The organism is Kurthia sp. FSL E2-0154, assembly GCF_038003625.1.
Taxonomy (GTDB): Bacteria; Bacillota; Bacilli; order Bacillales_A; family Planococcaceae; genus Kurthia; species Kurthia gibsonii.
Genome location: NZ_JBBOPO010000001.1, coordinates 835045 through 847630, shown reverse-complemented (window position 1 = coordinate 847630; position 12586 = coordinate 835045). Strand labels below are relative to the sequence as shown.

Here is a 12586-nt window from a genome sequence, read left to right as displayed (position 1 = left end):
CTAAGGTGGTATGTTTTTTATATACCCCTAAAAGACTATATTTTAAACACAAATAATAAAAAAAACGAACTTTCCATACGATTTAACGTAATGGAGAGTTCATTTTATTATTTCAATCTCCTAATAAATTCGGTGTTTGCTCAGGTTGTTTTTTAGTGACCGTTTCATCTTTATCTAATTTCTCTTTACTCTTTTTCACTTTCTCTATTTGTTTTTTTAGTTCTCGATAATTGTGAGCCGTTACTTCATAAAATAAATACTTGGATTCATAAAAAGGGCGACAAATATAACGCTGATTTTTTCGGTCTTCCCAGAGATAATAATTCGCAATCAGCATATTTTGTCGTGTATTTTTAAATTGAATGTATTGTGATGAAAAATGACTGAGCTCATCTTCAGACATCCCAACATTTGTAGCTTCTTTTAAAATGTCGTGTATTTTTTCATATACTTGCTCGTTGCGTAATGTATGTGTTAATGCTACTTCGTCATTTTGAATGATTTTTCCGTATTGAATAGAGTGTGACGTTGTTGCTTCATTACATGCCCCTAGTAGAAGCATGCCTATAAGAAGAATGATTCCGACGTACGCTTTTCTCACACTGCCACCCCTTTATATTTATTTTATAGTCTCATACCCCTCTCTTATTTATCCATAACCCATTATTTATATAATCGAAAAATATTCATGTATATACAGCATTCGCTTTTTCATGCGTAAATCCTTTCAACATTGAAAAAAGGGTATGACATATGTAATGTTCATACTCTCGCTTTATTTTTATGATAAAATTTTATTTATAAAATATGATATACAACGCGTGCGTGTGATAGCTCTTTGAAACCATGAATACCATGGAAACTGCCAATTCCAGAATTATTAACACCACCGAATGGTAAGACTGGATGAACATTATGCATAATGATTCCATTAATTGTTACGCCACCAGATGACGCGCCTTGTAATAAATCATGTGGAAACAATTCAGATGGTTTGATTTCTCTTTGCAAATATACTTTTTATATTTTAAAACGGCGTGCACAACAAAAAATCGGAACCACATTATAGCGCGATTCCGATTTTTAGATTATTTAAAAGCTTGTGCTGCTTTTACTGCTTTTTTCCAGCCTGTATATAATTCTTCACGACGTGATTGTTCCATCTCTGGTGTAAACTTATGTTCTAACTTCCAGTGTGCTGCTATTTCATCCATTGAAGACCAGAAACCAACTGCTAGACCAGCTAAATATGCTGCACCTAATGCTGTTGTTTCTTTTACAACCGGACGGTCTACTGGAACATCTAATAGATCTGCTTGGAATTGCATTAAGAAGTCATTTGCGACTGCGCCACCGTCTACACGTAATGTTTTAAATGGAATACCTGAGTCTTCTTCCATTGCACTTAATACGTCATTTGTTTGATAGCAAAGCGATTCAAGCGTTGCACGAATGAAATGTTCTTTTGTCGTACCACGCGTTAAACCGAATACCGAACCACGCACGTCTGAATCCCAATAAGGCGTTCCTAAACCAACGAATGCTGGTACAACGTAAACCCCCTCTGTTGAGTCAACACGTGTTGCATATTGTTCTGAATCAGATGAATTACGGAACATACGTAAACCGTCACGCAACCATTGAATCGCAGAACCTGCTACGAAGATACTTCCTTCAAGTGCATAGTGAATTTTACCATCAATGCCCCATGCAATCGTTGTTAATAAACCATTATTTGACTTGACTGCTTTTTCACCTGTATTCATCAACATGAAACAACCTGTTCCGTATGTGTTTTTCACCATACCTTGTTCAAAACAAGTTTGACCGAATAAAGCAGATTGTTGGTCACCTGCTACACCAGCAATTGGCACTTCACTACCAAAGAATTTCGCTGCATCTGTTACACCATATACTTCAGAAGATGCTTTAACTTCTGGTAGCATCGAAGCTGGAACACCTAAAATATCAAGTAATTCCTCATCCCATTTTAATTCGTGAATATTATACATTAACGTACGTGATGCATTTGAATAATCTGTTACATGCACTTTACCGTCTGTTAATTTCCAAATTAACCATGTATCAATTGTACCGAATAATAAATCACCGTTTTCAGCCTTTTCACGTGCGCCTTCTACATGATCTAAAATCCACTTTACTTTTGTACCTGAGAAGTAGGCATCGATTAGCAAACCTGTCTTATCGCGGAAAAGTTCATCATGTCCTTTTTCTTTTAGCTCCTCACAGATTTCTGCAGTTTGACGTGATTGCCAAACAATCGCGTTATGGATTGGTTGACCTGTATGACGATCCCAAACAACAGTTGTTTCACGTTGGTTTGTAATACCAATTCCTGCAATTTGTGAAGCCTCTATATGTTTATCTGCTAAAACAGTTGCAATACACGATAGAATAGAAGACCAGATTTGTTCTGGATCATGCTCTACCCAACCTGCTTCTGGAAAATACTGTGGAAACTCTTGTTGATGTGAATAAAAAATTTCTCCCTCATGATCGAATAAAATGGCACGCGAGCTTGTCGTACCTTGGTCTAATGCTAAAATATACTTTTCTGTCATATCAAATTCCTCCTAATCTTCTTTTACATGCTTTACAGTCATTTGAGCAGCTACAAAAATAAGGATAATAATCACTGCAAATACCCAAAATAACGGATTATTTTCTCCCTCAAATACTTTTTGGAAGAACAATGCACCGAATACACCACCGATAATCGGTCCAACAACTGGAATCCATGCATATGACCAATTCGATGAACCCTTCCCTGGAATCGGTAGTAATGCATGTGCAATACGTGGACCTAAATCACGAGCGGGATTAATTGCATAGCCAGTTGGTCCACCTAGAGCCATACCAATCACTACAATTAACATACCCACTAAGAATGGACTCATACCATCTGTAATTGTATTTGTTCCTAAAGCTAGAATACCAAGTACTAATGCAAATGTTCCAATCATTTCTGCAATTAAGTTTGAAAATGGATGCTTGATTGCAGGAATTGTTGAGAAAACAGCTAATTTTGCTTCCTTGTCTTCTGTTCCTTTCCAATGTGGTAAGTACATGAAATAGACTAACACTGCACCGATGAATGCACCAATCATTTGCGCTAAAATGTAAGCGGGTACATTTTTCCACGGAAAATCACCAATTGTTGCAAGCGATAACGTTAAAGCAGGGTTCAAGTGTGCACCACTAATTCCTCCTACTGCATATGCAGCCATCGCTACTGCAAGCCCCCATGCAAATGTAATGACAATCCAGCCACCACCGAAAGCTTTTGATTTGTGTAATACGACACCTGCTACTACACCACCCCCGAATAAAATCAATAACATTGTACCAACTAATTCTGCTGTAAAAGTAGACATAAACTCACTCCTTTGGTTTTTTTTGTATGGCAAACAGAAAAAATCCGCATCTAAATAAGCTACTAAAAATAGCTATAGATGCGGACTCCTAATCTCAACCACGTAATATTATCTTATTTTTCATTTTAAATAGGATCACGTGAATCGTCAATATTATTTTGGAATTTTCGCCAAAGTTTTTTATCTGATGTTGTCACGGCTACTGCTCCAGCATCCAAAGCGCGTTCGATTTCCTCAGCATGACGAATCAATCCCCCCGTAATAACAGGAATGTTTGTTCGTTCATACACTTCTTGGATCATCTCTGGAATTATACCCGGTAATAACTCAATATAATCTGGTGCATTCTTCTCAATTAAAGAATAACTTTTCTCAAGTGCAATCGTATCAATTAAAAAGACACGTTGAATTGCTAAAATTCCTCGCTCTTTCGCTTTCATAATCATGTTCGAGCGTGTCGAAATGATACCATCTGGCTGAATCTCATTACATAGAAAGTCAGCTGCGAAATTATCCGTCTTTAAACCATTGATTAAATCAGCATGTATAATTAACTTCTTTCCTACACGTTCTGCTTCTCTTTTTAATGGACGTAATTGACTAATATGCGTTTCCAGTAATACAACATATTCAAATGGACTTGAAAAAGCACAATCGACTTGACTAATTGTTTTGGCAGCTGGAATAATGCGCTGATTTTGAAAACTCATGTCGTTCTCTCCTCTCAAGCAAATTATTTGGCTGTTGTTGCGCGTGTAATCTCTAACTCCAATTGTTCAGTATATAACGCTTTTTGGTTATCTGTCCACTGTAATTGTTGAGACATCAATTGTAAAATGACTTCTTTGTATTCAATTACTTCTTGAATATTAAAGAATAAATCACTTGTACGACGAATGAAGAAGTCATTTGGATGTTGTACAAACTCATAAGCTAAACCATATTGCAATTGTGCATACAATCCTGCTGGTAAATTACTTGGTGCTTCTGCTAAGTAAGCAAATACTTGATTCACATTCGCTCCGTAGTGATGTGCAAGATGGCGCGCTTCTTTTTCTGTTAAGCCATGTTTTACACCTTCAGCCACTTTCATATCGATGAATTTTTCAAGATTTTGTGAACCACCAATATCACCACCTGAAATTTTCAATTGCTTCGTTTGACAAGGTGCTAGTGTACGATTATAGCTTGATGCAATACGATTAATCACGCCTTCTGCCATTTTACGATAACCTGTTAGTTTACCGCCCGCAATCGTAATTAATCCTGTTTCAGATTCCCATACTTCATCATGACGTGAAATTTCAGATGGGTCTTTTCCTTCTTCATGGATTAATGGTCGAACCCCTGCCCAACTTGATTCAATTTGACGCTCTGTAATATTCACATCTGGGAACATGTAGTGAATCGCATCTAAAATGTACTTACGATCTTCTTTTGTGATTTCCATATCTTTTGGATCACCTTTATAGAATGTATCTGTTGTTCCCACATATGTTTTTCCATTACGTGGAATCGCGAATACCATACGACCATCTGGTGTATCAAAATAAATCGCTTGTTTTAATGGGAATACAGACTCATCAAATACTAAGTGAACACCTTTTGAAAGAATTAGATGTTTTCCTGTTGTTTTCCCTTCGATTGAACGCACGTCATCTACCCATGGACCCGCTGCATTGATTACTTTAGTTGCACGAATATTGAAAGATTGATTATTTAATACATCTTGTGCTTCAATCCCGTTAATTTTGCCTTGCTCATTATATAAAAAGCCTGTTGCTTTTGTGTAATTGATTAATGTCGCGCCTTTTTCAACTGCTGTTTTTGCAACTTCAATTGTTAGACGTGCATCATCGGTACGGTATTCTACATAGACACCGCCACCTTTTAAGTCAGCTTTCTTTACAAGTGGTTCTTTTGCTAATGTTTGCGATGCATTTAACATATAACGACGTTCTGATTTTTTAACGCCTGCTAAAAAGTCATAGAGACGTAAACCAATATTTGTTGAGAATTTGCCGAATGTACCACCTTTATGGAATGGTAATAACATCCAAACAGGTGTTGTTACGTGCGGTCCGTTCTCATATACAATTGCACGTTCTTTACCTAACTCTGCAACTTCTTTAATTTCGAATTGTTTTAAATAGCGTAAGCCACCATGCACTAATTTTGTTGAGCGACTAGACGTACCTGCCGCAAAATCTTGCATTTCAACTAATGCCACAGACAAACCACGTGTAACAGCATCTAGTGCGATGCCGACACCTGTGATCCCTCCACCAATTACTAATAAATCATATGATGTTTGTTGTAATTCCTCGATTGTTTGTTGACGATTGAATGCTGATGCTGCTCTCATACGTAAATTCCTCCTATTTTTAGACGCGAAAAAAGAGACCTTTAAAAAGCACATAGCTATCGCATGTGTTCTTTAAAGGTCTCTCATTCACTCAAACCAATTATTAACTTGACTTCATTGTACATCTGTTGGAAACCATTTGCAACCTTTGTGATTTAGTTTGTTCTATTTTTTATAAATAGTAATCATTACTATTTACGTTGACACTTACAAATAATCCCTTTATAATTATAAAGTGTAATCATTACTATTTAAAGGAGCGTACTTACAAATGAACAAGCAAACACGGGGTAGTATTTTAGCACTTAGTCTATTACTAACAGGATGCAACGGGACTACCGAGGAAGAGAAAGTGAAAGCTGAGAAACCAACAGAAGAAACAAAGAAACACGATCATAATCATACAAAGTTAAGTGAAACACAAAAACAAATTTATGCAGGTTACTTTAAAGATGAACAAGTAAAATCGCGTAAGTTAAGCGATTGGGCTGGTGATTGGCAATCGGTCTATCCCTATTTACTTGATGGTACATTAGATGAAGTATTTACTTATAAAGCAAAAAAAGATAATAGTATGACTGCAGAAGCATACAAAAAATATTATAAAAAAGGATATAAAACATCTATTGAACATATCAAAATTAAAGGAAACCAAGTTACTTTTACAGAAAAAGGAAAAGAAGCAACAGGTACTTATAAAGAAGATGGATATGAAATTTTAACATATGAAAAAGGTAATCGTGGTGTCCGTTATATCTTTAAATTAGTAGAAAAAGATTCAAATTTGCCAACATATATCCAATTCAGTGACCACAGTATTTCACCTACTGCATCTTCTCACTATCATATTTACTTAGGAAATAATCGTGCAAATTTATTAAAAGAAGTAACGAACTGGCCAACATTTTACTCTTCTTCTATGAATGGACATACTATTGCACACGAGATGATCGCTCACTAATAATTTGAGAATACTTATCTTTATGTTAAACAAAAAAATTCGACGATTCATATAAAAAAGCGAGTTACATTTCATAAATGAAACGTAACTCGTACTAAATTTCAATTCTTTTTATTGGTGTTTCTAACTAACTTCATGTGATAAAAAACTATAAAAAATCACGCAAGTAGTATAACTACTTGCGCGATTAGTATGGGTCGGGACGGAATCGAACCGCCGACACTTAGAGCTTCAATCTAATGCTCTACCAACTGAGCTACCGACCCTTCATGGAGGAGATAGAGGGATTCGAACCCCCGCGCGGTTTGACCCGCCTGTCGGTTTTCAAGACCGATCCCTTCAGCCAGACTTGGGTATATCTCCATTTTGGAGCGGAAGACGAGGTTCGAACTCGCGACCCCCACCTTGGCAAGGTGGTGTTCTACCACTGAACTACTTCCGCAAATTAAGCATAAAAAAGATGCCGAGGACCGGAATCGAACCGGTACGATGATCACTCATCGCAGGATTTTAAGTCCTGTGCGTCTGCCAGTTCCGCCACCCCGGCATGGATGTATAAATCACACTATTATTAAGTGATTTATTGTTACTGACAATAATTATATTATCATAACTACTACATGTTGACAACTATTATCTGAAATTTTTTCTTACTTTTTATTTCAAATCAAACCATTGTTGTAATACTCGCTTCGTAGTCTGTTCACGATACATTTAATCATACGGATTCGCAAAGCCATGTGTACCTTCTACTATTTCAAAAGTTACTAGAGAATGCTCACTTAATTCTATTCTTACATTCTCTGGGCTAAATGCTTTTTCATTCTTTCCAAAGACCATCTGCACAGGTACTTTTGGTATGACATTCGTATAGGAGCGAATACGCGAACCGTAAAAGCATAATACTTTCTGTCCAACAACATGTTCACTACATAACCATGCGACTGTTGCACCGACACTAAAACCGACTAATTGAATAAAGTCCTATTGTTTTGCCAGTGCGTCTATTAACTCCTCAACCATCTTCTTTACTTTTTCAAAACCGACTGCTTTCATAAAATATTCATAGGCTTTTTCTTCCTCATCGTACATAAAAGCTGTTGTTCTATTTAATAAGTTTGATGATTCATCTAAATCCCCCCTACTTGTTTAATATAAACGAAAAAGAGGCTAGTAATCCAACCTCTTCAACATTACTTATACAGCTCCATTTCCTTGTTTCCAAACAATCATTTGCTGAATCAATCCTTGAATTAATTCAGGCATTTCTTCAAATGCACTTTTTGTATGCAGTCGCTCTGAAATTTGATGTGCATCTTTTCCAAAAGGTCCTACATTTAAAACTGGTGCATCGAATGTCGCAATTTGTTCGAAAGGAATTTCATATGTCTTGCCCCATACTGGTGTATTTTCTTCATAGCTTTGCCAGCCATCGTCTAAAACATACTGACAATAACTCAAGTCACAAATACCATTAAAGTAATGAATTTGTTCGAGTGGAATATCATATGGTTTTGCTGCATCTAATAAGTATGATACAGCTTGTTTCATAAACGGATGCTCTGACGAATTCGCTGGTGGATAATAGGGTGGCGCAAATAAAGTAACTGTCGCTGGTGCTAACTCTTTACAATGAATCATCAGTTCATCCGCAATCTTCAATGATTTTGTTCGGTCATCCCATACATCATTCGTATAAATTCCCTCTTCTAACTCTGACACTTTCGCTTCACCTAATTTTTCAAGGGCATACTTTTTCAATTCACTAAAGCGAATCGTACGAATCATGCCAACAGGCTTTACATTCTTTTTCGCACAAATTTTTTCGTATTGTGCATTACATTTGTCCATCGCTTCTATTGTTACTTGTTCAAAAATGTCAAAAATCTCACTTGCACTGCGCTTCATTAAAAAGACATTATAAAGCGCTGCTGCTCGGTACGGTGTTTGAGTTGAATACTGCTCTTTTAAGTCTTTCAGCTGAAGTGATACAGGGAGTGGTGTTGTCTCGCCGTAAACCGTCTCTTCGAAGCGATCATTAAATTCCATCTCAGCTGTTAAGAAGGCACTCATAAACGGTGCTGTAATGCCTTTTAATGGTTCACCGACATGCGTTTCTTTTCCGTAAAATAAAGCTGCGGGCATAATTTTTCCAATTGTACCTGAATAAATATATTCTTTGACATCTTCTGGACCTTGTGAAAAAGATGGCTCACTATTTAAAAATAACTCGATGTGTAAATCATGTTTATCACGTAAAGCTGCAATATGTTCCACTGCTTTTCGCATACCTGCTGAGTTTACTTCTTCATCAGGTACTGTAATAAGTAGTAAATTAATCGGCCACTGCTCCTCAATTGCTTTTTCGATTAACTGCATGTGTAAACATAGCCCCATTTTCATATCCATAACACCACGTCCAAATAGATACTCGCCCTTTTGTAAATCTTTCTGTGCCGCTTCATTGACATAATGTGGCTGTTTTTCTAAAAGTGCTGTCAGCTCTTCTGGTTGTGTCGCTAAGTGACGAATTTCACCGTATTCTTCTGTTTGGACCGTATCAAAATGACTGATGAGTACAACCGTATCTCGACAATGTGGTGCATGGTAAAAAGCAGATACGACTTGGCGTCCGTAATCGACATCGACAAGTTGCAATTGCGACGGATTCGTTTGAAAATAAGCTAATGTTTCTAGTTTTTCTTTTAGTTTACGCGAAAATAAACGCTCACCTTCTGTAAATGTCTCACTCCCAAAGCTTACCACCTCACATAATAACGCGCGCAATTTCTCAGGTGTTTGCCAATTCATATCTTATTCCTCCTTTTAATTTATAAATCTTCATTTACTTCAGGTACTTGAACTGCTTCTCTCTTTTGTCTTTTTAATTTAATTGAATCAATTTCATAATTCGATTTTTTCAAGAGCTTAGATTGCTCCGATGTAAAAACTATCGTTTTTAAAATTTATGCAGGTACTTTTGCATGACTTAATTGCGAATTGATGCGGTCAACTGCTAACTTACAGGCATTATAAATAAACGTCACTAGATTGAAATGCAATTTTGCTTTGCGACCTGTTCTGTGACGGATGTTATTTAACTGGAAATATTGCTTTAAATAAGCATTTACACGTTCTACTGCCGTACGTTCTTTATAGAGTTTCTTCCATAAATCTGAGCCACGTGCTGGAGACGTATACTTACGAATATCTGTTTCGCATTTTATTTTGAAAACCTTTTGACATAGGGAATCATCGCGTAATGGACAAGTTTCACATTCCTTTGGTCTTGTGAATTTGAGTGTCTGATATTTTTCATCAAAGCTGTCATAACGATAACTATGTTCGCGCACACAGGTTGGGCGGAAATGTTGGTCAAATCCAATTACTTCGCTCTCTCGTCGGACATTATACGGAATAACAGCACGCATTGTTTGATTTAATATTTGACGGTAAATTGGCTCGTAATCATATCCTGCATCAAAAATTGCGGTAGCGAAATGATTTGGCAAGAAGTCTGCGATTTTTTTCAACAAGGGTATAGCTGCTTTACTATCGCTTAAATTCCCTGAGGACATGATGCGAGCGACAATGTATTGACTTTTAGTTGAAACAGCTAAATGTCCCTTAAAGCCATACCAGAACGTATTTTTGCCATTACTATTTTTCTTAATTCCCCACTTCGGTTCAATGGGGATATCTTGCCAAAGTGTGTTCGTCGGAATCGTCAACTGAGCTTCTAGCTTCTTTTCATAGGTTGTTTGATTGACCTCAATCTCAGATTGTTCAGCTAACCAAATCGCTTGTTCTTCAGACGTTTTTCGACCACGTTTTTTTGGTGGAGCTGCTTCTTTTTTCTCTGAAGGCTTTGAGGCATCACGTGATTCGAAGTGTGTTGCATCAAAACCGAGACACTCGTCTTCGAGAAATCCTTCCGTCAAAGCGGCTAGGATAAGTTGATCCTGCATGAAATCTAGTACATCAGATTGACTAATGACATCAATCATACGAGAATATGACGCTTCTGACGGAACTGAATCCGAAACAAGAAATCCGCAATCCAAACGGAATAAAGGGTCGTTGACTAAACGTTTGACTAAGTCCTTTATTGTTGGAATACGTTCGACGATACGTACTATTAATGATTGAATCATGGCCCCGTAATTACATTCGCGTGGAGCACCACGCATTGTCTTTTTAGAAAAGAGATGAAAGATAGGTTGTACATCGAAAGTGGAGAAAATGGCATCAAATCGGTGCGAACTTTCCATTTCGAATAATTCTTGGATGTCAAACAGGCTAATTTGTTTTACAATAGTCATGAGGCATCATTCCTTTCGGGTGGGTTGTTTAGTCGCTACCATTATACCGAATTTGGGGAGGTGCCTCATTTTTATTTAATTTTACCCCTTGATAACAAAGGGATTGGAATTATGAAATTAACTCTTGAATAAAAGACGATACATAATAGTAAGAAACCAATTCCATACAATACACCTGTTCGTTGTGTTTCATCCCACAGTAAGAAGATGAGAATGGCACTACAAAATGTAATACAAAATAGCGGAATGAATGGATACCACTTCACACGATATTGTAAGTCTTCTAAACGTCCACCAGATTTTACATATTTTCGTCTAAACATAAATTGTGATAATGCAATCCCCATCCATGAAATCGTAACGGAAATACCTGCAATCGACATAAGAAGTACAAATACCGCATCTGCCTTCATAACACTTGTTAATAGAGAAAGTAATGAAAAGACCATCGTGAACAATAGAGCATTAAGCGGAATGTTACGTCTACTTGTTTTACTGAAAATTTTCGGTGCCATATCTTCAAGTGACATCGCCCAAAGTAAACGTGTTGACGCATATAAACATGAATTCCCAACGGATAAAATCGCTGTTAAAATAATAAAATTCATAATATCTGCAGCATATGGAATACCGACTAATTCAAGTAATGTTACGAACGGACTTTCTAATAATCCAAGCTCAGATGATGGGAAAATCGCTGATAAAATGACGATTGATGCAATATAAAAGACAATGATTCGAACTAAGATTGTGCGAATCGCTTTTGGAATCGTCTTTTGTGGATTTTCTGTCTCACCTGCTGCAATCCCAACCAATTCAGAACCTTGATACGAGAAAATAACATTCATCATCGTCACAAAGATAATAATGATGCCTGCTGGAAACAGTAAGGTCGGTTCTAAATTAGTCAAATGTGGTGCAACGCGATCCGCCATTGGTACAATACCGAAAATAGCTGCTGCGCCTACGATGATGAAGAAGACAACTGCTAATACTTTAATGCCTGCAAACCAAAACTCTGCTTCTGCGAAACCTCTTGTTGAAAGAGCATTTAGCGAGAATAATAATACGATGAAAATCGCACACCAAATCCATGTTGGCATATCTGGAAACCAATGCTTCATCAAAATACCAGCAGCTGTAAACTCCACCCCTGCAGTTGCAGCTGATCCAACGAAGTACATCCATCCTAACGAGAAGCCTGCTGTTGGATGAATAAACTTGGTCGCATACGTTTGGAATGAACCTGTCACTGGCATATGAACTGCTAGCTCCCCTAAACAAGTCATAACCATGTATAAAATAAAGCCTCCGATTAAATAACCAATAATGGCTCCACCAGGTCCTGCCTGATTAATCGTGTAACCAACATTTAAAAAGAGCCCTGTTCCAATAACGCCACCAAGTGATAGCATCATTAAGTGACGACTTTTCATCGTCCGATTTAATTGCGGTGTTGTGTCTTGTTTATGCATTGTAATCCGCTCCCCTTTGTTCTATGCGAATGAGGTTGTCCACCGCGCACTCACGCAGTGGACAACCT

The 12586-nt window shown here is 37.2% G+C and carries 11 protein-coding genes and 4 tRNA genes; 1 reads left to right on the top strand and 14 read right to left on the bottom strand.

What is annotated here, in order from left to right:
* Nucleotides 1-112 precede the first annotated feature (112 nt).
* From MHB75_RS04060 to MHB75_RS04035, 6 genes are all read right to left on the bottom strand, one after another.
* Entirely contained in the window at nt 113-601 is a 489-nt protein-coding gene (locus MHB75_RS04060; protein ID WP_340996028.1) for a hypothetical protein, read from the bottom strand.
* Nucleotides 602-798: 197 nt separating this feature from the next.
* Nucleotides 799-1011 carry an aldehyde dehydrogenase family protein gene (locus MHB75_RS04055; protein WP_340996027.1) on the bottom strand — a complete coding sequence of 71 codons (213 nt, stop codon included), beginning with the start codon at nt 1009-1011 and terminating at the stop codon, nt 799-801.
* A gap of 77 nt (nt 1012-1088) precedes the next feature.
* Nucleotides 1089-2582, bottom strand: a complete 1494-nt coding sequence (gene glpK, locus MHB75_RS04050) for a glycerol kinase GlpK (RefSeq protein ID WP_340996026.1) — start codon at nt 2580-2582, stop codon at nt 1089-1091.
* 12 nt (nt 2583-2594) lie between these two features.
* Nucleotides 2595-3428, bottom strand: coding sequence for an MIP/aquaporin family protein (locus MHB75_RS04045; RefSeq protein ID WP_285216255.1), 834 nt, complete (start codon nt 3426-3428; stop codon nt 2595-2597).
* Nucleotides 3429-3520: 92 nt separating this feature from the next.
* Nucleotides 3521-4105 carry a glycerol-3-phosphate responsive antiterminator gene (locus MHB75_RS04040; RefSeq protein ID WP_340996025.1) on the bottom strand — a complete coding sequence of 195 codons (585 nt, stop codon included), beginning with the start codon at nt 4103-4105 and terminating at the stop codon, nt 3521-3523.
* A 23-nt stretch (nt 4106-4128) separates the two neighbouring features.
* Nucleotides 4129-5760: a glycerol-3-phosphate dehydrogenase/oxidase gene (locus tag MHB75_RS04035; protein WP_340996024.1), complete on the bottom strand. Its 1632-nt coding sequence runs from the start codon at nt 5758-5760 to the stop codon at nt 4129-4131.
* A gap of 271 nt (nt 5761-6031) precedes the next feature.
* Between MHB75_RS04035 and MHB75_RS04030 the strand changes: the two genes are divergently transcribed.
* Nucleotides 6032-6721: a metal-binding protein ZinT gene (locus tag MHB75_RS04030; protein ID WP_340996023.1), complete on the top strand. Its 690-nt coding sequence runs from the start codon at nt 6032-6034 to the stop codon at nt 6719-6721.
* Between the two features lie 193 nt (nt 6722-6914).
* Here MHB75_RS04030 and MHB75_RS04025 read toward each other — a convergent pair.
* The 8 genes from MHB75_RS04025 to MHB75_RS03990 form a co-directional block, all read right to left on the bottom strand.
* A tRNA-Phe gene (locus tag MHB75_RS04025) sits at nt 6915-6987 on the bottom strand.
* Between the two features lie 4 nt (nt 6988-6991).
* Nucleotides 6992-7084: transfer RNA gene (locus MHB75_RS04020), tRNA-Ser, on the bottom strand.
* A 4-nt stretch (nt 7085-7088) separates the two neighbouring features.
* Nucleotides 7089-7163 (bottom strand) — tRNA-Gly (locus MHB75_RS04015).
* 19 nt (nt 7164-7182) lie between these two features.
* A tRNA-Leu gene (locus tag MHB75_RS04010) sits at nt 7183-7268 on the bottom strand.
* A gap of 167 nt (nt 7269-7435) precedes the next feature.
* Nucleotides 7436-7699, bottom strand: coding sequence for a dienelactone hydrolase family protein (locus MHB75_RS04005; RefSeq protein WP_340998553.1), 264 nt, complete (start codon nt 7697-7699; stop codon nt 7436-7438).
* A 219-nt stretch (nt 7700-7918) separates the two neighbouring features.
* On the bottom strand, nt 7919-9532 hold the full coding sequence (locus MHB75_RS04000) for a M20/M25/M40 family metallo-hydrolase (RefSeq protein ID WP_340996022.1): 1614 nt from the start codon (nt 9530-9532) through the stop codon (nt 7919-7921).
* Between the two features lie 155 nt (nt 9533-9687).
* Nucleotides 9688-11043 carry a transposase gene (locus MHB75_RS03995; protein WP_109350943.1) on the bottom strand — a complete coding sequence of 452 codons (1356 nt, stop codon included), beginning with the start codon at nt 11041-11043 and terminating at the stop codon, nt 9688-9690.
* Nucleotides 11044-11114: 71 nt separating this feature from the next.
* Entirely contained in the window at nt 11115-12518 is a 1404-nt protein-coding gene (locus MHB75_RS03990) for an amino acid permease (RefSeq protein ID WP_340996021.1), read from the bottom strand.
* Nucleotides 12519-12586 lie beyond the last annotated feature (68 nt).

What these genes read in the sequence shown, in the direction of transcription:
- glpK (WP_340996026.1), bottom strand. Translation starts at nt 2,582, where the DNA reads ATGACAGAAAAGTATATTTTAGCATTAGACCAAGGTACGACAAGCTCG.
- MHB75_RS04040 (WP_340996025.1), bottom strand. Translation starts at nt 4,105, where the DNA reads ATGAGTTTTCAAAATCAGCGCATTATTCCAGCTGCCAAAACAATTAGT.
- MHB75_RS04035 (WP_340996024.1), bottom strand. Translation starts at nt 5,760, where the DNA reads ATGAGAGCAGCATCAGCATTCAATCGTCAACAAACAATCGAGGAATTA.
- MHB75_RS04030 (WP_340996023.1), top strand. Translation starts at nt 6,032, where the DNA reads ATGAACAAGCAAACACGGGGTAGTATTTTAGCACTTAGTCTATTACTA.
- MHB75_RS04000 (WP_340996022.1), bottom strand. Translation starts at nt 9,532, where the DNA reads ATGAATTGGCAAACACCTGAGAAATTGCGCGCGTTATTATGTGAGGTG.
- MHB75_RS03995 (WP_109350943.1), bottom strand. Translation starts at nt 11,043, where the DNA reads ATGACTATTGTAAAACAAATTAGCCTGTTTGACATCCAAGAATTATTC.
- MHB75_RS03990 (WP_340996021.1), bottom strand. Translation starts at nt 12,518, where the DNA reads ATGCATAAACAAGACACAACACCGCAATTAAATCGGACGATGAAAAGT.